At 60.9% G+C, this 25,656-nt stretch carries 26 protein-coding genes and 1 tRNA gene; 20 read left to right on the top strand and 7 right to left on the bottom strand.

The features are described 5' to 3' along the window. Window positions 1-5: 5 nt before the first annotated feature. The 8 genes from WBQ96_RS18710 to WBQ96_RS18675 all read left to right on the top strand — a co-directional run bounded on the left by WBQ96_RS18710 (window position 6) and on the right by WBQ96_RS18675 (window position 7,448). Window positions 6-1,112 carry an ABC transporter ATP-binding protein gene (locus WBQ96_RS18710; RefSeq protein ID WP_336552853.1) on the top strand — a complete coding sequence of 369 codons (1,107 nt, stop codon included), beginning with the start codon at window positions 6-8 and terminating at the stop codon, window positions 1,110-1,112. A gap of 35 nt (window positions 1,113-1,147) precedes the next feature. Continuing rightward, entirely contained in the window at window positions 1,148-1,384 is a 237-nt protein-coding gene (locus tag WBQ96_RS18705) for a twin-arginine translocase TatA/TatE family subunit (RefSeq protein ID WP_336552854.1), read from the top strand. Window positions 1,385-1,415: 31 nt separating this feature from the next. After that, window positions 1,416-2,117 carry a Sec-independent protein translocase protein TatB gene (tatB, locus tag WBQ96_RS18700; protein ID WP_336552855.1) on the top strand — a complete coding sequence of 234 codons (702 nt, stop codon included), beginning with the start codon at window positions 1,416-1,418 and terminating at the stop codon, window positions 2,115-2,117. A 14-nt stretch (window positions 2,118-2,131) separates the two neighbouring features. Then, window positions 2,132-3,004: a twin-arginine translocase subunit TatC gene (tatC, locus tag WBQ96_RS18695; RefSeq protein WP_165120810.1), complete on the top strand. Its 873-nt coding sequence runs from the start codon at window positions 2,132-2,134 to the stop codon at window positions 3,002-3,004. 61 nt (window positions 3,005-3,065) lie between these two features. Further along, entirely contained in the window at window positions 3,066-4,370 is a 1,305-nt protein-coding gene (serS, locus tag WBQ96_RS18690) for a serine--tRNA ligase (protein WP_336552856.1), read from the top strand. A gap of 4 nt (window positions 4,371-4,374) precedes the next feature. Continuing rightward, the gene (surE, locus tag WBQ96_RS18685) at window positions 4,375-5,133 is read left to right on the top strand and encodes a 5'/3'-nucleotidase SurE (protein WP_336552857.1); all 759 of its coding nucleotides are present in this window, start codon (window positions 4,375-4,377) and stop codon (window positions 5,131-5,133) included. Continuing rightward, on the top strand, window positions 5,130-5,780 hold the full coding sequence (locus WBQ96_RS18680) for a protein-L-isoaspartate(D-aspartate) O-methyltransferase (protein WP_336552858.1): 651 nt from the start codon (window positions 5,130-5,132) through the stop codon (window positions 5,778-5,780). Before surE ends, WBQ96_RS18680 begins: the two co-directional genes overlap by 4 nt. Window positions 5,781-5,897: 117 nt before the next feature. After that, window positions 5,898-7,448 (top strand): peptidoglycan DD-metalloendopeptidase family protein, encoded by a 1,551-nt coding sequence (locus tag WBQ96_RS18675; protein WP_336552859.1) that lies wholly within the window; start codon window positions 5,898-5,900, stop codon window positions 7,446-7,448. Between the two features lie 97 nt (window positions 7,449-7,545). On the opposite strand, the gene WBQ96_RS18670 is transcribed toward WBQ96_RS18675, so the two are convergent. Then, window positions 7,546-8,421, bottom strand: coding sequence for an ATP-binding protein (locus tag WBQ96_RS18670; protein ID WP_336552860.1), 876 nt, complete (start codon window positions 8,419-8,421; stop codon window positions 7,546-7,548). A 180-nt stretch (window positions 8,422-8,601) separates the two neighbouring features. Between WBQ96_RS18670 and yajC the strand changes: the two genes are divergently transcribed. The 7 genes from yajC to WBQ96_RS18635 all read left to right on the top strand — a co-directional run bounded on the left by yajC (window position 8,602) and on the right by WBQ96_RS18635 (window position 16,457). After that, window positions 8,602-8,916, top strand: coding sequence for a preprotein translocase subunit YajC (yajC, locus tag WBQ96_RS18665; protein ID WP_165120804.1), 315 nt, complete (start codon window positions 8,602-8,604; stop codon window positions 8,914-8,916). 49 nt (window positions 8,917-8,965) lie between these two features. Continuing rightward, window positions 8,966-11,512, top strand: coding sequence for a protein translocase subunit SecDF (gene secDF / locus WBQ96_RS18660; RefSeq protein WP_336552861.1), 2,547 nt, complete (start codon window positions 8,966-8,968; stop codon window positions 11,510-11,512). A gap of 9 nt (window positions 11,513-11,521) precedes the next feature. Then, window positions 11,522-11,908 carry an Mth938-like domain-containing protein gene (locus WBQ96_RS18655; RefSeq protein ID WP_336552862.1) on the top strand — a complete coding sequence of 129 codons (387 nt, stop codon included), beginning with the start codon at window positions 11,522-11,524 and terminating at the stop codon, window positions 11,906-11,908. A gap of 1 nt (window position 11,909) precedes the next feature. Next, window positions 11,910-12,755: a phytoene/squalene synthase family protein gene (locus tag WBQ96_RS18650; protein ID WP_336552863.1), complete on the top strand. Its 846-nt coding sequence runs from the start codon at window positions 11,910-11,912 to the stop codon at window positions 12,753-12,755. A 92-nt stretch (window positions 12,756-12,847) separates the two neighbouring features. Beyond that, window positions 12,848-13,270: a hypothetical protein gene (locus tag WBQ96_RS18645; protein WP_336552864.1), complete on the top strand. Its 423-nt coding sequence runs from the start codon at window positions 12,848-12,850 to the stop codon at window positions 13,268-13,270. Beyond that, a complete protein-coding gene (locus WBQ96_RS18640; RefSeq protein WP_442920857.1) occupies window positions 13,267-14,211 on the top strand; it encodes a sterol desaturase family protein in 945 nt (314 codons plus the stop codon). The genes WBQ96_RS18645 and WBQ96_RS18640 overlap by 4 nt, the downstream gene beginning before the upstream one ends. 83 nt (window positions 14,212-14,294) lie before the next feature. Continuing rightward, window positions 14,295-16,457 carry a hypothetical protein gene (locus WBQ96_RS18635; RefSeq protein WP_336552865.1) on the top strand — a complete coding sequence of 721 codons (2,163 nt, stop codon included), beginning with the start codon at window positions 14,295-14,297 and terminating at the stop codon, window positions 16,455-16,457. A 260-nt stretch (window positions 16,458-16,717) separates the two neighbouring features. On the opposite strand, the gene WBQ96_RS18630 is transcribed toward WBQ96_RS18635, so the two are convergent. The 4 genes from WBQ96_RS18630 to WBQ96_RS18615 form a co-directional block, all read right to left on the bottom strand. Beyond that, window positions 16,718-17,218: a GNAT family N-acetyltransferase gene (locus tag WBQ96_RS18630; RefSeq protein WP_336552866.1), complete on the bottom strand. Its 501-nt coding sequence runs from the start codon at window positions 17,216-17,218 to the stop codon at window positions 16,718-16,720. A 7-nt stretch (window positions 17,219-17,225) separates the two neighbouring features. Further along, window positions 17,226-18,635 carry a methylenetetrahydrofolate--tRNA-(uracil(54)-C(5))-methyltransferase (FADH(2)-oxidizing) TrmFO gene (trmFO, locus tag WBQ96_RS18625; RefSeq protein WP_336552867.1) on the bottom strand — a complete coding sequence of 470 codons (1,410 nt, stop codon included), beginning with the start codon at window positions 18,633-18,635 and terminating at the stop codon, window positions 17,226-17,228. A gap of 351 nt (window positions 18,636-18,986) precedes the next feature. Continuing rightward, entirely contained in the window at window positions 18,987-19,127 is a 141-nt protein-coding gene (locus WBQ96_RS18620) for a DUF1127 domain-containing protein (RefSeq protein WP_091918858.1), read from the bottom strand. Window positions 19,128-19,190: 63 nt separating this feature from the next. After that, window positions 19,191-19,331 carry a DUF1127 domain-containing protein gene (locus tag WBQ96_RS18615; RefSeq protein ID WP_091918859.1) on the bottom strand — a complete coding sequence of 47 codons (141 nt, stop codon included), beginning with the start codon at window positions 19,329-19,331 and terminating at the stop codon, window positions 19,191-19,193. A gap of 236 nt (window positions 19,332-19,567) precedes the next feature. Between WBQ96_RS18615 and WBQ96_RS18610 the strand changes: the two genes are divergently transcribed. Both WBQ96_RS18610 and WBQ96_RS18605 read left to right on the top strand, forming a co-directional pair. Beyond that, window positions 19,568-20,683, top strand: coding sequence for a DUF2157 domain-containing protein (locus WBQ96_RS18610; RefSeq protein WP_336552868.1), 1,116 nt, complete (start codon window positions 19,568-19,570; stop codon window positions 20,681-20,683). Further along, window positions 20,680-21,258 (top strand): GDYXXLXY domain-containing protein, encoded by a 579-nt coding sequence (locus WBQ96_RS18605; RefSeq protein ID WP_336552869.1) that lies wholly within the window; start codon window positions 20,680-20,682, stop codon window positions 21,256-21,258. The genes WBQ96_RS18610 and WBQ96_RS18605 overlap by 4 nt, the downstream gene beginning before the upstream one ends. A gap of 437 nt (window positions 21,259-21,695) precedes the next feature. On the opposite strand, the gene WBQ96_RS18600 is transcribed toward WBQ96_RS18605, so the two are convergent. Next, window positions 21,696-21,780 (bottom strand) — tRNA-Leu (locus tag WBQ96_RS18600). A 346-nt stretch (window positions 21,781-22,126) separates the two neighbouring features. Here WBQ96_RS18600 and tig point away from each other — a divergent pair. The 3 genes from tig (at window position 22,127) to WBQ96_RS18585 (ending at window position 24,844) form a co-directional block, all read left to right on the top strand. Next, the gene (gene tig / locus WBQ96_RS18595; protein ID WP_336552942.1) at window positions 22,127-23,599 is read left to right on the top strand and encodes a trigger factor; all 1,473 of its coding nucleotides are present in this window, start codon (window positions 22,127-22,129) and stop codon (window positions 23,597-23,599) included. 81 nt (window positions 23,600-23,680) lie between these two features. Further along, entirely contained in the window at window positions 23,681-24,151 is a 471-nt protein-coding gene (locus WBQ96_RS18590) for a hypothetical protein (RefSeq protein ID WP_336552870.1), read from the top strand. A gap of 165 nt (window positions 24,152-24,316) precedes the next feature. Continuing rightward, window positions 24,317-24,844 (top strand): hypothetical protein, encoded by a 528-nt coding sequence (locus WBQ96_RS18585; RefSeq protein WP_336552871.1) that lies wholly within the window; start codon window positions 24,317-24,319, stop codon window positions 24,842-24,844. A gap of 12 nt (window positions 24,845-24,856) precedes the next feature. On the opposite strand, the gene radC is transcribed toward WBQ96_RS18585, so the two are convergent. Next, on the bottom strand, window positions 24,857-25,612 hold the full coding sequence (gene radC / locus WBQ96_RS18580; RefSeq protein ID WP_336552872.1) for a RadC family protein: 756 nt from the start codon (window positions 25,610-25,612) through the stop codon (window positions 24,857-24,859). Window positions 25,613-25,656 lie beyond the last annotated feature (44 nt).

Genomic DNA, 25,656 nt, shown 5'->3' with positions numbered 1-25,656 from the left:
TTTAAGTGAAGAATGGGGAAGCGCAGACCGCAAGCCGGGTGACCGCGGGTGTCACTTTTGCCGCGCGCCTTGCTTTCGAAAACATCTGCCATTCATTCGGGGCTGAAGCCGAGACGCTGCGCGACGTTACGCTCGCCGCCGAGCCGGGCGAAGTTCTGTGCCTGCTCGGACCGTCCGGCTCGGGCAAGACGACGTTGCTTCGTATTGCTGCCGGCATCGAAAGCCAGTCGACCGGACGCGTTCTGCTCAACGATCGCGAGATCGCGGGACCGTCAGTCTTCCTGCCACCGGAAAAACGCTCGATCGGCCTGGTTTTCCAGGATTTCGCGCTGTTTCCGCATCTGACCATCCTGGACAATGTCCGCTTCGGTCTGACCGCGCTTTCGGGTGAGGAGGCTCGGCGCGAAGCTTTGATTGCACTGTCCCGCGTCGGGCTGGAGCATTACGCAGGTTCCTATCCGCATGTGCTGTCCGGTGGCGAACAGCAGCGTGTGGCGCTGGCACGTGCCTTGGCGCCGCGGCCAGCGGTGCTTTTGATGGACGAGCCGTTTTCCGGGCTCGATTCGCGCCTCAAGGACAATGTGCGCGCCGAGACGCTGGCGATCCTGCGCGAAAGCCGCGCCACCGCGATCGTCGTGACGCATGACGCCGAGGAAGCGATGCGCATGGCCGACCGGATTGCGCTTCTGAGGGATGGCCGCCTCGTCCAATCCGGCCGCGCCGAGGAGCTTTATCTCAGCCCTGCGAATCTGTTTGCAGCCGGGTTTTTTTCCGAGCTGAACGTCTTCGATGGCCGGGTTGCGAATGGTGTGGTGGATACGCCGGTCGGCAAGATCCCGTCGCCGGATATCGCGGACGGCGCAAAGGCGACGGTGGCGGTGCGGCTGACAGGCTTCGAGGTCAGCGAAACGGAGGGCGAAATCGAGGCAAGAATACTGTCGCGCCGGTTCCTCGGCGTCGTGGAATTGCTGGAATTCGCCGTTTCAGGTGCCGAAAAGCCGGTGCGCGCCCGCATACGCTGCGGCGCTTTGTCTGCCAAAGCACGTGACATCTGGCTTTCCTTGCGAAAGTCTGACGTACTTCTGTTTGAAACGCAGCGCGAAAGCGCATAGATCAATCTCAGGAAATCGTTCGAGAGAGAGTTACAATGGGTTCCTTTTCGATATGGCACTGGCTCATCGTGCTGGTAGTGGTTCTGCTGCTGTTCGGCCGCGGCAAGATCCCGGAATTGATGGGCGACATGGCTAAGGGCATCAAGAGCTTCAAGAAGGGCATGTCTGACGAGGACGCCGAGGAAGGCGTCAAGACCGTCGATGGCAGGACCGTGGAGCATCGCTCCGACGAAACCATCCAGGCAGCCAAGGAAAAGGCCAGCAAGAGCTGAACCGTTTCCCAGCTAGTCAGGTTGGTTAGTCATGTTTGATATCGGCTGGACCGAAATGCTGGTGATCGCGGTCGTCATGATCGTGGTCGTCGGGCCGAAGGATTTGCCACGCATGCTGCGCACCTTCGGCAAAACGACGGCGAAATTGCGCACCATGGCGGGCGATTTCCAAAAGCAGTTCAATGAGGCTTTGAAAGAAGCCGAGCTCGATGACGTCAAGAAGTCAGTCGATGAGTTGCGCAGCCTGAACCCGGCCGCAGAAATCAGGAAGCAGCTCAATCCCTTCGAGAAGGCTGCAGCGGATGTTCGCGCCGGCGTTGATGCAGCCATGAAGTCGACGCCCTCCACCGCGGCGGAACCTGCTTCCGATGCGGTGCATGCGGCCGAGCCGCTGAAAAACGGCGCGACCACCATGCCCGGCGTTGCCGGTCCTGAAGCGATGCCAACTGCTGCGCCGGTATTTCCGGCGACAGCGCAGGAGCCCGCGCCAGTCGCCAAGCCTGCCAAATCGACGCCTGCTGCCAAGCCTGTAAAAGCGGCGAGTGTCGCCAAGCCGGTCAAGGCTGCCGCAGCACCGAACGCGGCTGTGAAAGCACCGGCGGCCAAAGCTTCCGCGCCGAAAGCCGCAGGCAAGGCTGCCGCTGAAAAGCCTGCAGCCAAACCAGCCGCAGCCAAGCCCGCCAAGGCGACGGCCAAAAGCCCGGCCAAGCCGGCCGCAACCAAGAAGAAATAAGCGGGAATCGCCAAGTGAGTGAACCGGAAGACGAAATCGAAAAGTCATCGGCGCCGTTGATCGAACATCTGATCGAACTGCGCACGCGTCTTATCTGGGCGATCGGCGGGTTTTTCGTAGCCTTCCTCGGCTGTTTCTTCTTCGCCAAGCAGTTGTTCAACCTGCTGGTCATCCCGTTCAAATGGGCGACCGCATGGGCCGGCCTCGACCCCCACAAGGTCGAGCTGATCTATACGGCACCACAGGAATTCTTCTTCACGCAGATCAAGCTTGCAATGTTCGGCGGCCTCGTCATCGCCTTTCCGCTGATTGCCTCGCAGATCTACAAATTCGTCGCTCCCGGCCTCTATAAGAATGAACGTGGCGCGTTTCTGCCATTTCTGATCGCGTCGCCCGTCCTGTTCCTGATGGGCGCGTCGCTGGTCTACTTCTTCTTCACCCCGATGGTGATGTGGTTCTTCCTGGCCATGCAGCAGGCCGGCACGGACGACCATGTGCAGATTTCGCTGCTGCCAAAGGTTTCCGAATATCTCAGTCTGATCATGACGCTGATCTTTTCGTTCGGCCTGGTGTTTCAGCTTCCGGTGGTCACGACGCTTATGGTGCGGGTCGGGCTGTTGTCGTCGCAGGCGCTTGTCGACAAGCGCAAATGGGCGATCGTGCTGGCCTTCATCGTTGCGGCAGTGCTGACCCCGCCCGATCCTGTCAGCCAGATCGGTCTTGCCCTTCCCACCATCCTTCTTTACGAGATTTCAATCTGGACCGCCCGGATGATCGAACGGAATCGCGAACAGGAACGCGTGGCGCGCGAGAAAAAGGAAGCCGCAGAAGCGGTAGCCGAAAAAGCGCCATTGAGTGGGACTGGAGACGGGACCGCCGCAAGCTGACAGCCTTTCGATCCCCCGTCGCGGTCGCCTTTAGAACTCATACTGCGACCGGACTTCTGACATGCTTGACATCAAATGGATTCGCGAGAACCCGAAAGCCCTCGTTGACGCCCTGGTGAAGCGTAACCACTCGCCGGAATCCGCGCAGGCAACCGTCGATGATCTGCTGTTGAAGGACGAGGAGCGTCGTGCCCATCTTGGCGAACTTCAGGTCAGGCAGGAGCGCCGCAACATAGCCTCGAAGGAAATCGGCAACGCCATGCGTGCTGGCGATTCGGCGCTGGCCGAGCAGCTCAAGCTCGAAGTCGCCGACATCAAGAGCTTCATCCAGAATGGCGAGGCGCGCGAGCGCGAACTCGACAAAGCGCTGGAAGATGCGCTGGCCGTCATTCCCAACGTGCCGTTTGATGACGTTCCAGTCGGCGCTGACGAAAACGACAATGTCGAAACGCGCAAGGTTGGCGCGATTAAGCCGCGCCCGAACTGGGTGAAGGAGCATTTCGAGATCGGCGAAGCGCTCGGCCTGATGGATTTCGAGCGCGCCGCAAAGCTTTCAGGCAGCCGCTTTACGGTGCTGAAGGGCAAGCTTGCGCGGCTCGAGCGCGCGCTCGGCCAGTTCATGCTCGACCTGCACACGACCGAGCATGGCTATCAGGAAGTGATCCCGCCGCTGCTGGTTCGCGATGAGGTTCTGTTCGGCACCAATCAATTGCCGAAGTTCGAAGAGGATCTGTTTTTCGTGCCTCACGGGGACGGACGGTTGGGCCTGATCCCCACCGCCGAAGTCCCGCTCACCAACCTCGTCCGCGAGGAAATCCTCGCTCAGGAAAAACTGCCGCTGCGCATGACGGCGCTGACGCCCTGCTTCCGCTCGGAAGCCGGCTCGGCCGGTCGCGACACGCGCGGCATGCTGCGCCAGCATCAGTTTTACAAGGTCGAGCTGGTTTCGATCACCGATGCGGACAGCTCGATTGCCGAGCATGAGCGCATGACGCAATGCGCCGAGGAGGTGCTGAAGCGCCTCGAATTGCCGTTCCGCACGGTCACGCTGTGCACGGGCGACATGGGCTTTGGCGCGCGCAAGACCTATGACATCGAGGTGTGGCTGCCGGGCCAGAACGCCTATCGCGAAATCTCGTCCTGTTCGGTCTGCGGCGATTTCCAGGCACGGCGCATGGATGCCCGCTACCGCGTCAAGGACGAGAAGTCGACGCGCTTCGTCCACACGCTCAACGGTTCGGGCACGGCTGTCGGCCGCGCGCTGATCGCGGTGCTTGAAAATTACCAGAACGAGGATGGCAGCGTAACCATTCCTGAAGTTCTGCGTCCTTACATGGGCGGCGCAGCCAAGATCGAGGCGAACTGACCTTATGCGCATTCTGCTGACCAATGACGATGGCATCCACGCCGAAGGCCTGGCCGCCCTCGAGCGCATAGCGCGCACTCTGTCCGACGATGTCTGGGTGGTCGCGCCGGAAACCGACCAGTCGGGTTTTGCCCATTCGCTGTCGATCTCCGAGCCGCTTCGCCTGCGCCAGATCAGCGACAAGCATTTTGCCGTGCGCGGCACGCCGACCGACTGCGTCATCATGGGCGTGCGCAAGATCATGCCGGAAGCGCCGGACCTCATCCTGTCCGGCGTCAATTCCGGCGCGAACCTTGCCGACGACGTGACCTATTCGGGTACGGTTGCCGGCGCGATGGAAGGCACGCTGCTCGGCATTCGCTCGATTGCACTGAGCCAGGCCTACAATGTGCAGGACGGCGCGCGGCTGGTGCCGTGGGAAACGGTCGAGGCGCTGGCGCCGGCGCTGCTGCAGCGTCTGCTTAAGATCGACCTGCCTGCGGGCACCTTCCTGAATGTGAATTTCCCGAACTGCCCGCCCGAGGAAGTCGAGGCGACCCGCGTTACCACCCAGGGCAAGCTGGTTCACAGCCTGTGGATCGACGAGCGCGCCGACGGCCGCGGCTTTCCCTATTTCTGGCTGCGCTTCGGCCGCGAACCACCCGAATTGAAGGAAGGCACCGACGTTCATGCCGTGCGCAGCAAGTTCGTTTCGGTGACGCCGCTGAAGCTCGACCTTACCGCGCATGAAATCCGCGACCAGTTGACGAAAGCGCTTGCATGAACTCCATCGACGACCGCGAAGGCTTTGCAGCATTTCTCCTGAGGTTGCGCGGACGCGGCATCGTTCCCAAGGACATGATCACCGCCTTCGAGGCGACGCCGCGCCGGGCCTTCATTTCCGCGCAGTGGCACAGCATCGCCTGGTCGGAGCGGACGCTGCCGATCGAATGCGGCGAGACGATCGAGGGCGCCGATCTGCAGGCGGCGGTGATCGCAGCCCTTGCCATCGAGCCCGGTAGCCGCGTCCTCGAGATCGGCACCGGCTCCGGCTACACCGCAGCCGTCATGTCGCGGCTCGCGGCGCGGGTGGTGACGGTCGATCGCTTCAAGACGCTGACCGAACAGGCGCGCCAGCGTTTTGAGGCGCTCGGCATCACCAATGCGTTCGTGCGTCAGGCCGACGGCTCGAACGGGCTGGCGGGCGAGGGGCCGTTCGATCGCATCGTCGTCTGGGCCTCGTTCGACGGCCTGCCGCGCACCTTCGTCGATCAACTGTCCAGCGGCGGCATCATGATCGCGCCGATCGGCCCCGACGAGGACGAGCAGGTGATGGCCAAGCTGACCAAGCTCGGCAGCCGCTTCGAGCGTGAGGATATCGGCGTGGTGCGTCTCCAGCCGATCGCCCGCAGCGTTGCTGCCGTGATCTGAGTCGTGGCTCTCACATTCGCGTATTTCTTACTATCTTCTCCAGCCTCTTAACCGACCAGTAACATTAACGCGCTTTAATCATACCAGTTGGGTATCGAGTATACGCGGGTTATTGCGATGCGAATCAGTATTTTAGCCAAGAACGAACGCGCTCTGGCGCGCAGTGCGGCCATATTCCTGGTCGCGAGCATGGCGGCGGGTTGCAGCGCCCAGGTCTCGCGATTCGGCGGCGGTGGTGTCGATGACATCTTCACGGCCTCGACGCCGAACCAGCGCCAGATCATGGGGCAGCAGAACCAGCCTTATCCGGGCGACGCCCAGATGGCGGCAGCGCCAGTTGCTCCCGCCCAGACAGAATCGGTCAGCCGCAGCGCGCTGACCCCGGTCTCCTCGCAGCCATTGCCTCCTCCGCCGGTAACGCAAGCCGCAATGAATACGCCGCGCGCTTCCAATCCTGCGCCGGCTCTGGCTCCGGTCGCTGCCGCAAGATCGCTTGATCAGACCGTGACGGGAACCGTCTCGCAGGCGAAGCCGGCTGTCATGGCAAGCGCGGAGGAAGAAGTCGCCGGCTGGTCGCGCGCCGGCGGCACGCAGATCACCGCCAAGGAAGGCGAGACCGTCTACAATCTCTCGCGCCGCTTCGGCGTGCCGGCCAATGTGCTGATGAAGGTCAATGGCATACCCGAGCATGGCGGGTTGCAGGTCGGCCAGAAGGTCGTCATCCCGACCTACGTCTATTCCAGCAAGGCGCCGGTTTCGGCTCCCGACAGCAATCCGAACGTTGCCGACGCCAGGTCTTCGACAGGCACCAAGTATGATGTTCCGGCCCATAAGGTGCCGGTACCGACGGGTGCGCCTGCGGGCAATCTCGGCGTGCTGCCGCAGACGCCGAAGCTGAAGGAAGGCGAGAATGCGCCTCAGCCGACCGCTACCGCTGCCAACGACGCCAAGGCGCCGACGGCACCCGGAACCTACAAGGTTCAGGAAGGCGACACGCTGAGCAAGATCGCGCGCAAGACGGGTGTGAGTTCGGCTGCTTTGAAGTCGGCTAATGGTTTGCAGGATGGCATCATCCGCATCGGCCAGACGCTTCAGGTTCCGGCCGGTGGTGCTGCCACCGTGGCTGCCGCGGCACCCGCACCGAAGGCCGCCGATCCGGTCGTTACCGGCGCGACCGTGCCCTCGAAGCCATCTGCCGCAGCCGCTCCGACGGTCGTAGCCTACACGCCGCCGAAGAAGGAAAAGCTCATCGAGCAGGTCGAGCAGGATGATTCAGCGGCACCAGATGCCACTGGCATCGGTCGCATGCGCTGGCCGGTTCGCGGCCGTGTCATCACCGCTTTCGGCAAGGGCGGCGGGAAGTCCAATGACGGCATCGACATCCAGGTGCCGGAAGGGACCCCGGTCAAGGCTGCCGAAAATGGCGTGGTCATCTACGCCGGGGACGGGCTTAAGGAATTCGGCAACACCGTTCTGGTGCGGCACGAGAATGGACTAGTCACCGTCTACGGCCACGCCAGCGAGCTGAAGGTCTCGCGCGGCGAGAAGGTCAAGCGCGGTCAGGAACTCGCTCTCTCGGGCATGAGCGGCAGCACGGACTCGCCGAGGCTGCATTTCGAGGTGCGCAAGAATTCTTCGCCGGTCGATCCGTCGACCTTCCTCGAATAAACGATTGCAGGCTTCCTGAATTCAAATCCATCATCTACGCCCGCCCCATTGGGGCGGGTTTTTGCGTTCGGAGATGACTGTAAGCGGATGAAGACGCTCAGTCTTTCAGCGGCTGACCAAGCCGGCCGGCGAGATCTTGAATGAATTGCCAGGCCACGCGCCCGGAGCGGCTGCCGCGCGTGGTTGCCCATTCCAGCGCATCGGCACGCAGGAGGTCCGGTTCGATCTTGAGATCGTGGTAGCGGACATAACCGTCGACCATCTCGAGATAGTCGTCCTGCGAGCATTTGTGGAAGCCGAGCCAAAGGCCGAAGCGATCCGAAAGCGAAACCTTCTCCTCGACAGCCTCGGAAGGATTGATCGCCGTCGAGCGCTCATTGTCGATCATATCGCGCGGCAGCAGGTGCCGGCGGTTCGACGTCGCGTAGAAAATCACATTGGCCGGACGGCCCTCGACGCCTCCCTCGAGCGCTGCCTTTAGCGATTTGTACGATGTATCGTCATGATCGAAGGAGAGGTCGTCGCAAAACAGGATAAAGCGGAAGGGGGCAGCCTTCAGGATCGTCATCAGCTTCGGCAGCGTGTCGATATCCTCGCGATGGATTTCGATGAGCTTGAGCGGCGCGTCCTTCTTGCGCGCGGCGTTGATCGAGGCATGCACGGATTTGACCAGCGACGATTTGCCCATGCCGCGCGCGCCCCAGAGCAGCACGTTGTTGGCCGGCAGGCCGGCGGCAAATCGCTCAGTATTGTCGACCAGGATGTCGCGAACGTGGTCGACGCCGCGGATGAGGCCGATATCGACGCGGTTTACGCGATGCACAGGCTCGAGAAAGCCGGGATCAGCCGCCCACACGAAGCAATCGGCTTCATTGATGTCCGTCTGCGGCACGGCGCGGGGCGCCAGTTTGCTGACGGCATCGATGAGAAGATCGAGCTTCTGGGTGAGCGTTTCGATGGTATTTTCGGTCATTTCGCATTCCGCATTCGTGGCAAACAATGTCGCGAACGCTCTAACATGCTCAAACAGGCCGGGAAAGCGGCTGCCGAAGGTGCTTACGCGGTTGCAAAGGTGGCTTGAGCGACTATATTCCCGCCAACTTTCACGAAGGGCTGGGGTAGTGGGCCCTCCCATAATTTTCAGGAGTTTTTTATGCCAGGTACAGGCGCAAGCCCCGACATGTTGATCAGCGTTCTGCCGTTCGTCCTGATCTTCGTGATCATGTATTTCCTGATCATCCGTCCGCAGCGCACGCAGCTCAAGAAGCGCGGCGAGATGCTGGCTGCCGTTCGTCGTGGCGATACGGTCGTCACCGGCGGCGGCTTCATCGGCAAGGTGACCAAGGTCATCGACGACAACGAACTGGAAATCGATCTTGGCGGCATGAAAGTGACCGCGTTGCGTTCGACAATCGCCGATGTGCGCGTGAAGGGTGAGCCTGTCGCCAATCAGAACGCCAAGAAGTAGTCTCTGACAGAGACTCGGCGTACAGAGTCGTCTGAACTGACGAGGCAAAATGCTCTATTTCTCGCGCTGGAAGACGATTTCCATCTGGGCCATTGTGATCTTGGGGCTGCTTTTTGCGGCCCCAAATCTGTTTTCGAAGGCAACGCTCGATGCGTTGCCGGACTGGCTGCCAAAGCGCGCCATGACGCTGGGCCTCGACCTTCAGGGCGGCTCGCACATTCTCCTGGCGCTTGACCGCAAGGACCTTGTCAACGAGCGCCTTGCGGTAACCCGCGACGACATTCGCACAAAATTGCGCGAAGCCAAGATCGGCTACACCGGCCTGACCGGGGCCGACAGGAGCGTGCAGGTCAGCATTCGCGAGGCAAATGAGGTCGACAAGGCCAAGGCAGCGCTCGATTCGCTGCTGCAGCCGGTGTCCTCCGGCATGTTCGGAACGGGTTCGACGCAGGAATTGACCCAGGACGAACCCCAGCCCGGCGTCTTGCGCTATACGCTGACTGATGAGGGTATCGACTACCGCGCCGAGGCGGCACTCGCGCAGTCGGTCGACGTAGCCACGCGCCGCGTCAATGAACTGGGCACGAATGCGCCGATCGTCGAGCAGCAGGGCGCAAACCGCATCCTCGTTCAGGTTCCTGGCCTTCAGGACCCGCAGCGCCTGAAGGAAATCCTCGGGCAGACCGCCAAGCTGACCTTCCAGATGATCGACCAGACCATGCCGGTGCAGGACGCGATTTCGGGGCAGCCGCCGGCCAATTCGACGGTGATGTATTCCCCCGACGATCCACCCGCTGCCTATCTGATCGAGGATCGCGTTATCGTCTCGGGCGAAAGCCTGATCGACGCAAAGGCTATCAGCCGCTCGGACGGCGAGTCCGTGGTTTCCTTCCAGTTGAACCCCGAGGGCACCGCGCGCTTTGGCGAAGCGACCCAGCAGAATGTCGGCCGGCTCTTTGCCGTCGTCCTCGACAATCAGGTCATTTCCGCTCCCCAGATCAGGGAACCCATTCTCGGCGGCGTCGGCCAGATCGCCGGAAACTTCAGTGCCGAGAGCGCGGCCGATCTGGCAGCATTGCTCCGCGCAGGTGCATTTCCGGCTCCGTTGACGATCGTCGAGGAGCGAACGGTTGCCCCCAACCTCGGCATGGATTCCATTATGGCAGGTGCAACCGCCGCCTTGATCGGCGGCCTGCTCGTGCTGGTTTTCATGATCATCGCTTATGGCGGCCTAGGCGTCATCGCTAACCTGGCGCTCATTGCCAACGTCGTGCTGATCATCGCCATACTTTCGCTGTTCGGCCTGGCGCTGACCATTCCCGGCATTGCCGGCATCATTCTCACCATGGGCATGGCGGTCGATTCCAACGTCCTTATCTATGAGCGCGTCAAGGACGAGCGGCGGCAGGGAAAATCGCTCGTGCAATCGCTCGACGCCGGCTTCTCTCGAGCCATGGCCACCGTTATCGATGCCAACGTCACCACGCTCATTGCAGCGGCAATCCTCTTTTATCTCGGCTCGGGCGCCGTGCGCGGCTTCGCCATCACCCTGGCCGTCGGCATCATCACCACCGTCTTCACCGCATTCACCTTCACGCGCTGGATGATCTCGTTCTGGCTGCGCCGGACGCGGCCGACCGAAATCCCGCGCGGCATCGTCAAATTCGTGCCGGACGACACCAGAATTCCGTTCATGAAGATGCGCAAATATGCGTTCGCTCTTTCGGCTATCCTGTCGATTGGCACCGCCGTGCTGTTCGTGACCAGGGATTTGAACTACGGCGTGGATTTCCTCGGCGGGTCGGTCATCGAAATGCGGGCCAAAACCGGCTCGGCCGATGCGACCGATGTGCGGGCGCGGCTGGATGAAGTCAATCTCGGCGAGGTGCAGGTGCAGGGCTTCGGATCGCCGCGCGATCTCCTCGTCAAGATCGCGGCGCAAGGCGGAGGCGATAATGCCGAACAATCCGCGGTCGAAAAGGCGCGGCTTGCCGTCGGCGAGGATTACGATTTCCGCCGGGTCGAGGTCGTCGGCCCGAACGTCTCGAACGAACTGGCGAAGGCGGGCGCCCTGGCTGTGCTCGCGGCTCTGGCGGCGATGCTCATCTACATCTGGCTGCGGTTCAAATGGCAGTTCGGCCTTGGCGCGGTCATATCGACGCTTCACGACGTCATCGCCATGATCGGTCTCTATGTCGTCACCGGCATGGACTTCAATCTCGCCAGTGTTGCCGCGATCCTCACCATCATCGGCTATTCGATCAACGACACCGTTGTGGTCTACGACCGCGTTCGCGAAAACCTGGCAAAGTTCAGGACGATGCCGATCAGGGATGTCGTGGACCTGTCGCTGAACCAGACCCTGTCGCGCACGATCCTGACGGGTGCGACGACGCTGCTTGCGCTGATTGCGCTTTATCTGTTCGGCGGCGAGATCATCAGCTCTTTCGCGCTGGCATTGATTTTCGGCGTGGTGTTCGGCACCTATTCCTCGATCTTTGTCGCCGGGCCGCTGCTGATCCTGTTCAAACCGCGCCCGGACACACTCGACAACGACACCAGTGTCGTGCGGACGGCCCAGCCGTCGAATTCATAGCGGGCAACAATGTCGGGCATTTTCATCAAAGAAGCGCATTTTCCCGGCCGCGCGCCGATCGAAGCCTATGGCAATGGCGGCTTTCGCTTTGCCGACATGTCGCATCGCGGCTCGATTCTGTGCCTGCCTTCCGGCATTTACGGTTGGGAACCGGCAGATCCGAATGCGCTGACGGCAGAGGATTTTGCGCGGCTTCTTTCCGAGGCTGGCGATGTCGAGATTCTGCTGGTCGGAACGGGCAAGGATTTGCGGCCTTTGCCGGCCGCACTCAAGACGGCGTTGAAAGATGCGCGCATCTCGTCCGATCCTATGTCCACGGGTGCTGCCGTGCGAACCTACAATGTGCTGCTCGCAGAAGACCGTGCGGTCGCAGCAGCCTTGTTAGCCGTCGATTGATATGAACGATCACGCCCAGATCGTGATGGAGGCGGTGCGCGCCGCCGACCGGGATCGCTACCTCTCGACGCTTTATGCGCCGGAAGACAAGCGCACCGGCCTTTTCGCTCTCTATGCTTTCAACGCGGAGATTGCCGGCGTTCGTGACCGCATCCGCGAGGCGCTGCCCGGCGAGGTGCGTCTGCAATGGTGGCGCGACGTGATCGCGGCGGGCACCGTCGAGGCAGCATCAGGCCATCCCGTGGCCGAAGCGCTGGTCAGCACGATTGCGGCTTACGGTCTGCCGCAAAACGCCTTCCAGAACTATCTCGACGCTCGGATTTTCGATCTCTACGACGATCCGATGCCGTCGCGAAACGACCTCGAAGGCTATTGCGGCGAGACGGCTGCTGCACTCATTCAGCTTGCGTCGATGATCCTCGATCCGCAAGCCGCACCGAAATTCGCCGAACTCGCAGGCCACGCCGGTTGCGCGCAGGCGATCACCGGCCTCTTGCGCCTGATGCCGATCCACCGCGCGCGCGGGCAGTGTTTCGTGCCGAAAGATATCCTCGCCGCTGCCGGCTCTTCGCCGGAGGAGTTTGTCTCCGGCGATGGCGGGGCGGGGGCTTCCCGCGCGGTTGAGGCGATGATCGCACTCGCCCAAGACCATCTCGGCACCTTCGAGCGTGGAGCGCGCGATCTTCCCGATACGCTGCGGCCGGCCTTCCTGCCCGTTGCATTGACCGGCGCCTATCTGAAAAAGCTCGGCAGTGCGCCCGCGAAAGCGCTGACCTCGGTGTCAGAGATTCCGGCCTGGCGCCGGCAGTGGATTCTCTTTCGCCACGCCACGCGCGATTGGCGATGAAACGCCTTTGACGTAAACGTCAATTATGATATTCCTCTCGCGACGCCGCTGCGGATAGCTGGACGCTTCGGTCGGGAGGAGAATTTCGGCCTATGAGCTTGCCTGTACTCGTCGCCATCGTGGTTGTCGGGATAGCTTTGTGTGTTCTGGCCGTCCACTTGACGGGCGGCAGCAAGGGCTCGTCGATCACCGCTTCTGATGATGCGAAACAGCGCTTTGGCGAAGATTTCCCGGAAGAAACAATCTGGACCGTTCGGCTCACCGCGGACGGCAAGACGGCATTTCTGGAACTCGACGGCGACCGAACCGGTATCGTCCAGAGCTTCGGCGACAAGTTCCTGACGCGCATCATCACGCAATCCGACGTGGTGTCGCTGACGAGTCCCGACCCTGAATGCCTGTCCATCCGGCTTAAGGATTTCACCTGGGCCGGCGGAGAGTTCGCTTTCGCCAACGCCGCCGATGCCAGCGCGGTGCGCAACGTGCTGCTACCCGCAAAAAGAGAAGCATCATGATGGAAAATTACGATTTCCCGCAGGTTACGCAGCTTGCCATTCCCTTCTTCGTTATCGCCATCCTGATCGAACTCTGGCTGGTGCGCACCGGGCGGGCCAAGGGCGCTTTCGAAACGCGCGATACCCTGACCAGCCTGATGATGGGCACAGGCAACGTCGTAGCCGGCATCCTGCTCGGCGTTGTTTCCTACACCGCCTTGCTGTGGGTCTGGCAGTTCCGTTTCTTCGACCTCGGCCTTTCCATCTGGGTGTTTCTGGCGGCGTTCCTTCTCGATGACCTGCGCTACTACTGGTATCACCGCATTGCACACCGCGTGCGCTGGGTGTGGGCCGAGCATGTCAACCATCATTCGAGCCAGCACTACAACCTCTCCACGGCGCTGCGGCAGAGCTGGACCGGCCTTTTCACCGGCATGTTCATTTTGCAGGTGCCGCTGGTGCTGCTCGGTTTCCACCCGGCGGTGATCGCCTTCGTCTTCGGCTTCAACCTCGTCTGGCAGTTCTGGATACACACCGAGACGATCGGCAGGATGTGGGGCTGGTTCGAGATGATCTTCAACACGCCGTCGCACCACCGTGTCCACCACGCCACCAATCCGCGCTATCTCGACGCCAACTATGCCGGCACGCTGATCATCTGGGACCGGATGTTCGGAACTTTCGTCGCGGAACTGCCGGAGGACCAACCACGCTACGGCATCGTCAAGAACATCGGCACGTTCAACCCGGTGAAAGTCGCGTTCCACGAATGGGTCGGCATGTTCCGCGACGCGGTAGCACCCGGCCTGACTTTGCGCCAGCGCCTCTCCTACCTGTTCCAGCCGCCAGGCTGGAGCCATGACGGGTCGCGCAAGACTTCGCAAGACCTGAAGCTGGACTATGTCCGCCTTCATCCCGGTGAATCCGGAAAGCCTGGCCTTCCGGCTACCTCGCAAGAATGATGCGGGCCTGATTGAAATAAGGACAAAGCGCCTCTATTCCTTTTTATCGGAGAAATAATATTCGATATGCGAGGTATAGTGGCATGCTTCGTCTTGTATTTATTGCTTTGCTTTTCTCCATTTCGACCGTTGTACACGCCGCGCCGGCAATAGACTGGCGCGTCGAGCATCCATTCCGCTACTTCCTCGAAACCCGCGACTTCGACATGCAGCGCGAGGCCATGGCCGATGTCATGGCTGCCAATGGCGGCGCGCTGTCGGCGACTGCGGTGTCCGATCTCGAACGTTCGCTGAACGATCCACGCTGGCTGCGCGAATGGTACAGGCAGGATTCCACGCTTTATGCCAATCCGCGCAGTGCCGGCCGGCCGGAGCGCGGATGGGCGCATCACATCAACCGCCGCCGCGCCACTTGCTGGGACAGTCGCCAGCAATGGCATTCGTCCTGCGCCAGCGACACATTCGGCACAGCGCTACGCACAGACTATGTCAGGCGGCAGCGCCATACCGTGATCCTGAAGCTGACCGAGCCGCCGTCGGGTCAGTGCAAATGGCAGGCGGCGAGGGCGATCTTCATTGAGGGCAACGCGCTCGTCACGATGACGGAGAAGCCCTGCGCCGCCGATGTCGAGACGCGCATTCCCTTCGAGCCTGACCTTCCCGAAGCCCAGCGCGGCGTGGCCGTCGCCGTGCAACTGCCCGACGGCACCAGTGTCTCGCACGAACCGATCTGGGTGCGCGACCGGCTGGTCGTCGGCATGGGCGACAGCTACTCCTCGGGCGAAGGCAACCCGGACACGCCGGTCGAGATCGACCGGTTCTCGCGTCGCGCCGGGCTCAATATCTCCTATCTCTACGACCCCGACGCCCAGGCGATCCGTTCGAACGCTACCTATTCGCTTCCGGTGCGCTACCAGAACGGCCCCGCCGGCTGGCTCGACCGCAAATGCCACCGTTCCGCCTACAGCTATCATCTGCGCACGGCTCTGGAGATCGCGCTCAGCGACGTCAAGCATTCGGCGGTGACTTTCCTGGGCTTTGCCTGCTCGGGCGCGGAGCTGACCGAGGGTTTTCTGTTTCCCTATGCCGGCGTCGAGAGGGTCGAGCCCAGTTACTTCACCGCCGGCGGGCGGCTGCGCCGTGACATGCCGCAGGTCGACCGCCTGATGGTCGAGCTTTGCAGCGACGACCTGATGCGCAGGCTTCCCCGCCGCACGATCTCGCTGGATCAGCCGGTGACCGCGCCCAACGACCGCCCGGTGCGCAGCGTCAGCCTGCTCGATTGCCCGAGCGGAAAATTCCTTCGGCCGGTCGACCTGCTGATCGTCTCGATCGGCGGCAACGATATCGGCTTCACGCCGCTGATCGTTGATACGCTGACCAAGACGCGACCGCCTTACGCCAACCTCAACACCGAAATTCGCGCCAGGGCGCAGGGCAACGATCTTATCCGTCTGGCCGCCCGGCTGACCAAGGCGCATGGCATCGATCGTGCGCAGGAGAGGGCGCGGGAACTGCCGGCGCGGTTTGCCGCCTTGCGCAAGGCGCTGGCGCCGATCCCGATCGTCAAGGGTGACGCCGGCAAGCCCAATATCGTCCTTACGGCCTTTCCCAAGGTCGAGTTCAATGAAAACGGCCGTCTCTGCGGCGAGAGCGATCCGCGCGAACGGCTCGAAGGGTTCAATGTCGGCGGCGTGCTGTCGATCGATGTTCCGGAATTGCGGCTGGTCAGCCGATTCGCCAACGAGGTTCTTTATCCGGCCACCCGGGACGCCGCGCGCGCCGGCAACTGGTATTTTGTCGACGCCCACCGGGAGCCGTTCGCCAAGCACGGCATATGCGCGCAGAAGCGCGACGCCAACGGCAATGTCTCGGCTGCCGAAAACCTGATGCTGCCCTATTATCACTTCGCCAGCCCGGTAAATCGCTGGTCGGATTTCGAGCCTTTTGCGGAAAACCGTGAAACCGGCTTCAACCGCCTGCGCGACACGCGCGCCTACGCGCCGCGCGAGCGCTGGTTCCGCACCCTCAACGACATCTGCCTGTTCGTGCAGTACAAAGCCAACGGCTCGCCGCCGCCAACAGGACAATGGGGCCTGCTCGATCTGATCGAAGCCTGCCTTGGCGGTCCGTTCCATCCAACGGCCGAAGGTCATGCGCATATCGCGGATGCGGTTTTCAACACGGCCAAGCAGATCCTGAAACTGCCGGCACCGAATGTTGCGGATTTGAGGTCGGGGTTGTAGTGCGGCCCTCTTCCTTCTCCTTGAGGGGAGGGTGGCCCGTAGGGTCGGGTGGGGTCGCTGCGGCCGTGCTCGACGTTCCTTGGCGCCGCGCCGCTGCCTTGACCGACCCCCTCTGGCGCTTCGCGCCATCTCCCCCTCAAGGGGGGAGAATACGCCGGCGCGTTTCATCGCCAACCGTCCTCATCCTGAGGTGCGAGCGCAGTGAGGCTCGAAGGACGCACCTTATCGCCACACCCGCTCTCCACCCCAGGAAACTGACTCTACCGCCGGGTGAAAAACAGAAAGCGGTCGAGGCCGCGCGAATTGACGTAGCTTCGCCTCTCGCGATGCAGGCGGCGCGCGACGCTCATCGACGCGCTGTTTTCGGGCGCGACGATTGATCCGATTTCCGGCTCGCTGGTCGCGGCAAAGGCAGTGGCGAGGCATGCTCGGGCGGCCTCGAGGGCAAAGCCGTGGCAACGCCGATCGGGAGCGATGTGGTAGCCGATCTCCAGAAGGGGCTGGCCGCCAGCGTCCTGCCAGGTCAGGCCGCAATCACCGATCAGCCGTCCGGTGCTTTTTTCAATGACCGCCCAGAGTCCGAAGCCGTGCTCGGCGTAGCGCTCGAGATTGCGGCCTATCCATTCGGCCGCGGCAGCCTCGGTGGTCATTTCGGGATAGAAGCGCCGGGCATAGTCGTCGGCGAAGACGGTCAGCAGATCCGACGCATCGTCCGCCCTGAACTCCCGCAGAATAAGGCGTTCTGTCTCGGGCGGCTGCATGGTCGCTCTATTCCGCGGCTTGCGCTTCCGGCGCAATGCCGAGCCATTCACGGCAATCAGCCAGCGCGCGCGAGGTGATGGCGTGGCGCTTGGCGACGATCTTTTCCTTGCCGCGCAGGCGCTTGCCTTCGGATTTCACTGCCTCGACTGCCGGAAACAGGCCGAAATTGACGTTCATCGGCTGGAAGGAGCGCTTTCCCGGCTCGTCGTCGGAGACGATGTGCCCGCCGGTGATGTGGTTGAGCAACGCGCCGAAGGCGGTCGTCACGGGCGGCGCTGATGCCTGCTGGCCAAGAATCTCGGCGGCGGCGAAGCGGCCGGCGAGCAGGCCGATGGCGGCGGACTCGACATAGCCCTCGCAGCCGGTGATCTGCCCGGCAAAGCGCAGGCCGGTGCGGCCCTTGAGCTGAAGCGTTTCATCGAGAAGCGTCGGCGAATTGATGTAGGTGTTGCGGTGGAGGCCGCCGAGGCGGGCGAAATCGGCGTTTTCCAATCCCGGAATCATCCGGAATATCCGCACCTGCTCGGCATGCTTCAGCTTGGTCTGGAAACCGACCATATTGTAGAGCGTGCCCAGCGCATTGTCCTGCCGCAGCTGGACGACGGCATAGGCCTTGACGTCCGGATTGTGCGCGTTGGTGAGGCCCATCGGCTTCATCGGACCATGGCGTGCGGTTTCGGGGCCGCGCTCGGCCATCACCTCGATCGGCAGGCAGCCGTCGAAATAGGGCGTGCCTTCCCACTGCTTGAACTCGGTCTTGCCACCATCGATCAACGCCTGGATGAAGGCCTCGTACTGCTCCTTGTCCATCGGGCAGTTGATGTAGTCCTTGCCGGTGCCGCCGGGTCCGACCTTGTCGTAGCGCGACTGGAACCAGCATGTGTCCATGTCGATCGTGTCGAAATGCACGATCGGCGCGATGGCGTCGAAGAAGGCGAGCGCATCGGCGCCGGTCTTTGCAGCGATTGCTTCGGCAAGCGACGGTGCAGTCAGTGGGCCGGTGGCGATGATCGCCTGTTCCCATTCCTCGGGCGGCAGGCCGGTCACTTCTTCGCGCATGATGGTGATCAGTGGATGGGCTTCGAGCTTTGCCGTCACGGCTGCCGCGAATCCGTCGCGGTCGACGGCCAGCGCGCCGCCGGCCGGCACCTGGTTCAGGTCGGCCGAATTCATGATCAGCGAGCCGGCAAGCCGCATTTCGGCATGCAGCAGCCCGACCGCATTGGCCTGCGCGTCGTCTGAGCGGAAGGAATTGGAGCAGACGAGTTCGGCGAGGCTGTCGGTTTTATGCGCGTCGGTGCCGCGCACCGGGCGCATTTCGTGAAGCACGACAGGCACGCCGGCCTGTGCCGCCTGCCAGGCGGCTTCGGAGCCGGCGAGACCGCCGCCGATGATATGGAGCTGTTTTGTTGTCATGGAGGGGGAATAGGCCGATGGCCGGGGGAAATCAATCTCTGCCGAAACACGGCCCTAAAACAACAACACCCGCCGGGGGAGGAGGTCCGGCGGGTGTCGTTTTGATCGGTCAGCGATCGGGAGGAGGTGAAGGCTGACCGTATTCATCGGAACCTGGGAGGAGGTAGGCGCCGACGAAATTCTTTTCATTCTTTTCGCCGTTTAGAGGGTGCGAAGGCCCTTTGGGAGACAACACCCGCCGCGGGAGGAGGTGCGGCGGGTGTCGTTTTGGCCAGTCAGCGATCGGGAGGAGGTGAAGGCTGACTGTATTCATCGGAACCTGGGAGGAGGTAGGCGCCGACGAAATTCCTGTTAGATCGAGCGGCGAGCGACCGACTGGATTTCGGCGCGGTTGATGCCGAGGTCCGAGAGCTCACGGTTCGAAAGGCGGCTCAGCTCGGAAACGGTTTCCCGGTAGCGGCGCCAGTTGCGGTAGTTGCGAAGGATGTTCATTTCTTTTTTCTTGCTTTCTTTACGTCTTGGTAGTGCCGAGGCCACGATCGGCCTCGAAATCAGTTAGGCGGCCTTGCGGGCAACGAAAGGAATGTCGCTGCGGCTGATGCCGAGGTCAGTCAGTTCGCGGTTCGAGAGGCGGCTCAGCTCGGAGACGGTGTCCCGGTAGCGGCGCCAGTTGCGGTAGTTGCGGATCAGGTTCATCGTAGTTCTCGTTTCGTCTTTCGTTCGTTTTCTTTGTCGCTGTTTACGAAGCCTAAATATGTCCGGTTGTTACATTTTAAAAGTGCTATCGGCGCATGGCAGCAATGCGTTTTGTGCATTGCAACATTAATCGATTTTAGTGGCTGCGGCGCAAATGTGGCCAAATCTTAAAAAAGCCATGACAACAACGGCTTGTTCGGCGATCTTTCGTCGCAGGCTGTATCGGGAGAATTGCATTGGCCGGTTATTCGTCGCGGGTGAAGAAGGACATCGGCCGCTGGCTGGAGAGGGACCTCATCGACGCCCAGACAGCCGAGGCGTTATCGCGCGACGTCGAGGCGAATGAAAGCAACCTGTTCAGTTTCGGTTTCATCCTCGCGGTGATGGCGGCCTTGCTGCTGGGCGCGGCGATCCTGCTTCTGGTCGCTTCGAACTGGGAAGCGATCCCGCGCCTGATCCGCGTCGCCTGCCTGTTTGCGATCATCCTGGGCGGTTACATCGGTGGTGCGGCGCTGAAGCTGCGCGGCAGCGACGCCATTGCCGAAGCGCTGTGGCTGATAGCGGCAGCGGCCTTCGGCGGTGCGATCGCGCTGATCGGGCAGATGTATCATCTCTCAGGCGACGAGGCTTCCGCCGTGATGACCTGGTGCCTTGGGACGGCGCTGGCGGCTGCCGCATTGCGTTCCGGCCCGCTCACCATTGCAGCCGCTGGAATTGCGATCGCCTGGATGGTGCTGAGCCAGGTCGAATATTGGGACAGCGGCCGGTTTCCGTTCTTCTATCTGGCCATCGCTGTTGTGCTCTGGCTGGTGTCCTACTGGACGGACAGCCGCACCGCGCGTCATCTGATCCTCTTGTCACTCATATTATATGGCGGCCTGCTGGCGGTGCATTACGACGACGTCGCCGGCATCGGCACTGCCATGGCGATCGTCTCGGCGGCACTGTTTGCGGCAGCGGTCTATCTGCGTGATCCCGTCGAGAAGATCGTGCAGCTTGGGGGAAGGCTGCCGGTGCACTGCCTGATAGGTTTCCTGACTGGATTGGCGCTGGTGCAGGCTGAAATGGTCGACAAGACGCCGGGCCTGGCTATCGGAGCACTCGTGACCTTCGCCGGCATTGCCGCAGCCCTGCTGCTGGCTGGCCGCGAAAGCCGCATGCTTCGCTGGGTCGCCTATGCCGGCTTCGGTCTGGAGCTCTGTTACGTCTATGTCGTCATGTTGGGCACGATGCTCGACACGGCCGGCCTGTTCCTGGCCTCCGGCATCGTGCTCGGCATCATTGCGCTCTTCATCATCAGGGTCGAGAAGCGCGTCAGGAACAAGCTGCTTGAGCAAAAGGGAGCCTCGTGATGCCCAAGAACAGGCTTCTTATATCCGCGCTTGTCCTGGCACTCGTGCAGACCGGCTTCCTGTCGTGGATCATCGCATCGCGCGCGGCGATCCTGCGCAACGGTCAGGAAGTCCTGCTCAAGGTCGAGCCGGTCGATCCGCGCGACCTACTGCGCGGCGATTACGTCCGGCTCGGCTATGACATTTCGGCGGTGCCGGTTGAGATTGTCGTCAATCGGCCAACTGATGCGGCGAAGGCCGACTTCAGATCGATCTATGTTCGCGTCAAGAAAGGCCCCGACGGCTTTTGGTATCCAGCTTCGGCTTCGCTGGAAAAGGTCTTTGCCGCGCCGCCGGCTGACGGCGAGGTGGATCTACATGGCACCGTTATTTACGGGGTTCCAGAGGATGGCAACATTGGCGTCCACTACGGCATCGAACGCTTCTATCTCCCCGAAGGCGAGGGGCTGGCGATCGAGCGCGACATGCGCGTGCGCAGCTTCGGCATCCTCGCGGCTGTCGATAAAAACGGCACGCCGCAGATCAAGGCGCTGATGGACGGGGAGACAAAGTTGTTTTCGGAGCCGCTTTATTGATTCTTCGTGTCTATGTCTTGCCCCAAGTGCGTTCTATAGCCGTATCAGCTTCTCTATCGAGCGCCACAGGACTGCATACTGAATGATCATAAAAGAATATAAAATTGACCGATTTATACCGATAGATAGGAAGTAGTCAAAAGATACAATGAGTATCGCCATTGCTATTAGTATATATAATTTTTGTGGGTGCGAAAAATTTAAATTTAATTTGTTTTTGAATGAAAAATATATCCTGCAATACATAAAATTCGTAAGAAGTACTATAAATACTAGAATGAAATCAAATTTAAAGGCCTCTTCCATGCGTACGCAAGCTCCCCAGCAGGTGTGATCTCTCACGATATGCGTTTGCCGTCGCTTGGGGAAGATCAAGGGCGCAGGCTCGATTTGCGGTCCGAGGATGAAAGCAGGCTTTCTGAATTGTTGTTCAGATATGGTGCGCATGGAGGGACTCGAACCCCCACGCCTTTCGGCACTGGAACCTAAATCCAGGGCGTCTACCAGTTCCGCCACATGCGCGCGGCCTGCAAATCTCACGTGGCCATCATTCTGTCAATGTCGCGATTGAACGATGAACCGGCTTACGTGCGAAGAGAGTTGAAAAATCAGTCCGTGTATGACAAAAGGCGTGTCAAATGTGACGGGTTATAAAGGTCCGCTTCGGACGAATGTGGTAAGAAGCAGGAAAAACAAAGACTTACCCACATTCTTGGAATGGACTGACAGCATTTTCCGCCGGTGGCGCAAGCCACCCCGGTTGAATTGCTTCACCCGCCCAAAGAATACCCCCGGCACGAGAATTCCGGCAGGCTGAGCGGCAGAACGCCGTGTGTTCAGCCGCTTTCGTGAAAACAAAGGTTTTATGATGCAGGTTACCGAAACACTCAATTCCGGTCTTAAGCGCGAAATCAAGGTGACCGTGCCGGCCGGCGATATGGAAGCCAAGCTCGTCGAGCGGCTTTCGGACGCCAAGAACAAGGTGCGTATCAACGGCTTCCGTCCCGGAAAAGTGCCGATGCAGCACCTGCGCAAGGTCTACGGCAAGTCGTTCATGGCCGAGGTCGTCAACGAGATTCTGTCGAACTCGACGCGCACCATCATCTCCGATCGTGGCGAAAAGGCTGCCATGCAGCCCGAAGTCACCATGACCGAGGACGAGAAGGAAGCCGAAAAGATCCTCGCCGGCGGCGCGGACTTCGAGTTCCAGCTTTCCTACGAAATCATCCCGGCCATCGAGATCAAGGATTTCTCCAAGATCGCCGTGACCCGCCAGGTCTTCGACGTGCCGGAAGGCGAGATTGACGATCAGGTCAAGCGCATCGCCGAATCGTCGCGCACCTATGAGCCCAAGACCGGCAAGGCCGCTGAAGGCGATCGCGTCACGATCGACTATGTCGGTAAGATCGACGGCACGCCGTTCAACGGCGGCACCGGCAACGACCAGCCGCTGGTTCTCGGTTCCAAGGAATTCATCCCGGGCTTCGAAGACCAACTGGTCGGCACCAAGGCCGGCGACGAGAAGCTCGTCACCGTGACCTTCCCGGAAAACTACAACGCGCCTGAACTGGCCGGCAAGGAAGCCACCTTCGACGTCACCGTCAAGGAAGTCGGCAAGCCCGGCGATCTCGAGATCAACGACGAGACCGCCAAGAGCCTCGGCCTCGAATCGCTCGAGCGCCTGCGCGAGATCGTGCGCGGCCAGATCGAAAGCCAGTTCGGCACGATGACGCGCCAGAAGGTCAAGCGCCAGCTTCTCGACCAGCTCGATGAGAGCTACAGCTTCGAGGCGCCGTCGAAGCTCGTTGAAGCCGAGTTCGAAAACATCTGGAACCAGGTCCACCGCGATCTCGAAGCAGCCGGCCGCACCTTTGCCGACGAAGAGACGACGGAAGAGGAAGCCCGCGCCGAGTATCTGCGCCTTGCGGAGCGCCGCGTGCGTCTTGGCCTCGTTCTGGCCGAGATCGGCGAGAAGGCCGGCGTGCAGGTGTCGGACGAGGAACTACAGCGCGCTCTGTTCGAGTTCGTTCGCCGCTACCCGGCCAACCAGCAGCAGGAAGTCTTTGATTTCTACCGCAACAACGCCAACGCGCTGACGACCCTGCGCGCGCCGCTGTTCGAAGAGAAGGTCATCGACCATCTGCTGACCCAGATCTCCGTCACTGACCAGAAGGTCAGCAAGGAAGAGCTGATGGCCGACGACGAGGAAGAAGGCGCTGCCAAGCCTGAGAAGAAGGCCAAGAAGGCATCCGCTAAGAAGGCCGACGACGAGGCTACTGCCGAAGAGCCGAAGAAGAAGGCCGCTCCCAAGAAGAAGGCCAAGGAAGCCGACGCCGAATAAGGCGACGCTTCCGGGACGTCATGAAAAAGGCCGCTGGTAAGACAGCGGCCTTTTTTCTTTGAGCTGAATGGAGTGGAACCAATGAATTCTGAAACAATCGAGATCTATCACCCTCGCGATGTTTCAAATTTGGGCCAGTGGGACATTGGCGATCTCAAGCTTAAGATCTATGGCCTTGTCGCAGATAACAAGAAGATCGACCAAGCCATGGTGACCCTGGCGCAGTCATTTGTGCGACAGGACGTTCTGCCGCGCGTAGTGGACGAGGGCGACGACAATGGCATGGGCTTTGTGATCGTTCATCCCGGCGAACTCGGTATTTCCATCTCGGTTCACTGGTGGATACAGGGTTCGGTGCTTTGTCAGCATATCTATCGGAAGCTGTATTCTGCCTCCGAGCCAATGGATACGGTCAAAAGGCCTGTTATCGCCTGTGTTTGGGAATTAGCTCTGATAAACGCTGAGCAAGAGGCCTGGCGAAAGGCGATGATGAAAAGCGAGCCAAGTCCGTCAGCCTACATGGACACGCGCGCTGACTTCGCAGCCGCATAGAGACCCACCTTTACAAATTTGATGCGGCTGGAATCCGCGTGATTGCTATGCAATCATTCCGCAGCCGTAAGACGTCCAGGCGCTTGTTCACGCTCGAACGTCGCATTACTAAATTGCCGCTGCATTCGCCGCTATTGCATTCCAATGGTTCCGGGACGGGAAAGTATGACGTCACGCGCAACTGCGAAAATCCTGCTTTTTATGCTTTTCATCACTGTTTGGGCGCTTGCGGCCACCACCGCGCGAGCGCAACTGGCGGATGGCTGGCGCTTTGGCAACGGCAGCAATGGCCAGTTCACCGCGTCGGTGTTTTCGACCAACACGATGAGCACGGATTCCTCGCGCGTCATCGAGTATCACCCGGTCTTCACGATCGGTTGCCGTACAGGCGGTAATCCCAGTTGGACGCAGTCGATCCAGCTTAGGGAGTCGCTTTCCAGGCGGCAGGCGATCGATCTCGAACTGCGCATCGACGGCAGCGCGTTTTCCGAGCAATGGACGCTTGGCTTCCAAAACCGCAGTTTTTACACGGACGGCGATGCGGCTGTTGCCCGCCTTCTGGGCGCCAGCCGGTTTCGGGCGGTCTGGCGCATCAGCTTTCTGTCGGGCAACGGCGAGGCCGACTTCAACCTGACCGGTATCAGGGATGCCCTGACCAAGATTGCGGCGTCTTGTGGCGTGCCGCTGCCGTAAGCGCGTGGATCGTCAGATCAGCAGCAGGCCTTTCATGCTGGCATGACCCTTCTTGCCGATGATGATGTGATCGTGCACGGCGATGCCGAGCGGCTTGGCCGATTCGATGATCAGCTTGGTCATATCGATGTCTGCTCGCGACGGTGTCGGGTCGCCGGATGGGTGGTTATGAATTAGCACGATGGCCGTCGCCGATAGCTCAAGCGCCCGTTTTACCACTTCGCGCGGATAGACCGGCGTGTGGTCGACCGTGCCGGTCTGCTGCACCTCGTCGGCGATCAGCGCGTTCTTCTTGTCGAGAAAGAGGATGCGGAACTGCTCGCGCTCCTCGAAAGCCATGGCGGCGCGGCAATATTCCAGCACCTGGCTCCATGACGACAGAACCTCGCGGCCTTTGATTTCACCGCGCGCCATGCGTTGGGCGGCGGCCGCCACGATCTTCAGGTCCATGGCAGCACCTTCGCCGATATCCTCGACTTCGCGCAGCAGATGCTCCGGCGCGCCGAGAACCTCGGCCAGCGAACCGAACCGTTTCAGCAGCGACTTGGCGCGTTCCTTGGTGTCCGCGCGCGGGATGGAGCGGAACAGCAGAAGCTCCAGAATCTCATAATCGGAAAGGGCCGATGGACCCGCTTCGCGAAACCGTTCGCGCAGGCGCTGGCGATGGCCGAGATAATGCGGCTTCTCATCAATAGGCTTGGCGGATTTCAGAGATTTCGGCGGCTGCTCGGCAAAGAAACCGCGCTCGTCCTCCCGGTCGTCGATCATGCCCGCATTTCCCCGTATGCATTGCCGCAAGATGCGGCATACCC

Source organism: Mesorhizobium sp. CCNWLY176, from assembly GCF_037153935.1.
GTDB classification, from domain to species: domain Bacteria; phylum Pseudomonadota; class Alphaproteobacteria; order Rhizobiales; family Rhizobiaceae; genus Mesorhizobium_M; species Mesorhizobium_M zhangyense.
The sequence above is the reverse complement of the archived record's forward strand: the minus strand, read 5'-3'. Positions and strand labels throughout refer to the sequence as shown.

Coding starts and splice junctions, on each gene's coding strand:
- WBQ96_RS18705 (WP_336552854.1), top strand. CDS start 1,148: ATGGGTTCCTTTTCGATATGGCACTGGCTCATCGTGCTGGTAGTGGTT.
- tatB (WP_336552855.1), top strand. CDS start 1,416: ATGTTTGATATCGGCTGGACCGAAATGCTGGTGATCGCGGTCGTCATG.
- serS (WP_336552856.1), top strand. CDS start 3,066: ATGCTTGACATCAAATGGATTCGCGAGAACCCGAAAGCCCTCGTTGAC.
- surE (WP_336552857.1), top strand. CDS start 4,375: ATGCGCATTCTGCTGACCAATGACGATGGCATCCACGCCGAAGGCCTG.
- WBQ96_RS18680 (WP_336552858.1), top strand. CDS start 5,130: ATGAACTCCATCGACGACCGCGAAGGCTTTGCAGCATTTCTCCTGAGG.
- WBQ96_RS18675 (WP_336552859.1), top strand. CDS start 5,898: ATGCGAATCAGTATTTTAGCCAAGAACGAACGCGCTCTGGCGCGCAGT.
- WBQ96_RS18670 (WP_336552860.1), bottom strand. CDS start 8,421: ATGACCGAAAATACCATCGAAACGCTCACCCAGAAGCTCGATCTTCTC.
- yajC (WP_165120804.1), top strand. CDS start 8,602: ATGCCAGGTACAGGCGCAAGCCCCGACATGTTGATCAGCGTTCTGCCG.
- secDF (WP_336552861.1), top strand. CDS start 8,966: ATGCTCTATTTCTCGCGCTGGAAGACGATTTCCATCTGGGCCATTGTG.
- WBQ96_RS18655 (WP_336552862.1), top strand. CDS start 11,522: ATGTCGGGCATTTTCATCAAAGAAGCGCATTTTCCCGGCCGCGCGCCG.
- WBQ96_RS18650 (WP_336552863.1), top strand. CDS start 11,910: ATGAACGATCACGCCCAGATCGTGATGGAGGCGGTGCGCGCCGCCGAC.
- WBQ96_RS18645 (WP_336552864.1), top strand. CDS start 12,848: ATGAGCTTGCCTGTACTCGTCGCCATCGTGGTTGTCGGGATAGCTTTG.
- WBQ96_RS18640 (WP_442920857.1), top strand. CDS start 13,267: ATGATGGAAAATTACGATTTCCCGCAGGTTACGCAGCTTGCCATTCCC.
- WBQ96_RS18635 (WP_336552865.1), top strand. CDS start 14,295: ATGCTTCGTCTTGTATTTATTGCTTTGCTTTTCTCCATTTCGACCGTT.
- WBQ96_RS18630 (WP_336552866.1), bottom strand. CDS start 17,218: ATGCAGCCGCCCGAGACAGAACGCCTTATTCTGCGGGAGTTCAGGGCG.
- trmFO (WP_336552867.1), bottom strand. CDS start 18,635: ATGACAACAAAACAGCTCCATATCATCGGCGGCGGTCTCGCCGGCTCC.
- WBQ96_RS18620 (WP_091918858.1), bottom strand. CDS start 19,127: ATGAACATCCTTCGCAACTACCGCAACTGGCGCCGCTACCGGGAAACC.
- WBQ96_RS18615 (WP_091918859.1), bottom strand. CDS start 19,331: ATGAACCTGATCCGCAACTACCGCAACTGGCGCCGCTACCGGGACACC.
- tig (WP_336552942.1), top strand. CDS start 22,127: ATGCAGGTTACCGAAACACTCAATTCCGGTCTTAAGCGCGAAATCAAG.
- WBQ96_RS18590 (WP_336552870.1), top strand. CDS start 23,681: ATGAATTCTGAAACAATCGAGATCTATCACCCTCGCGATGTTTCAAAT.
- WBQ96_RS18585 (WP_336552871.1), top strand. CDS start 24,317: ATGACGTCACGCGCAACTGCGAAAATCCTGCTTTTTATGCTTTTCATC.
- radC (WP_336552872.1), bottom strand. CDS start 25,612: ATGATCGACGACCGGGAGGACGAGCGCGGTTTCTTTGCCGAGCAGCCG.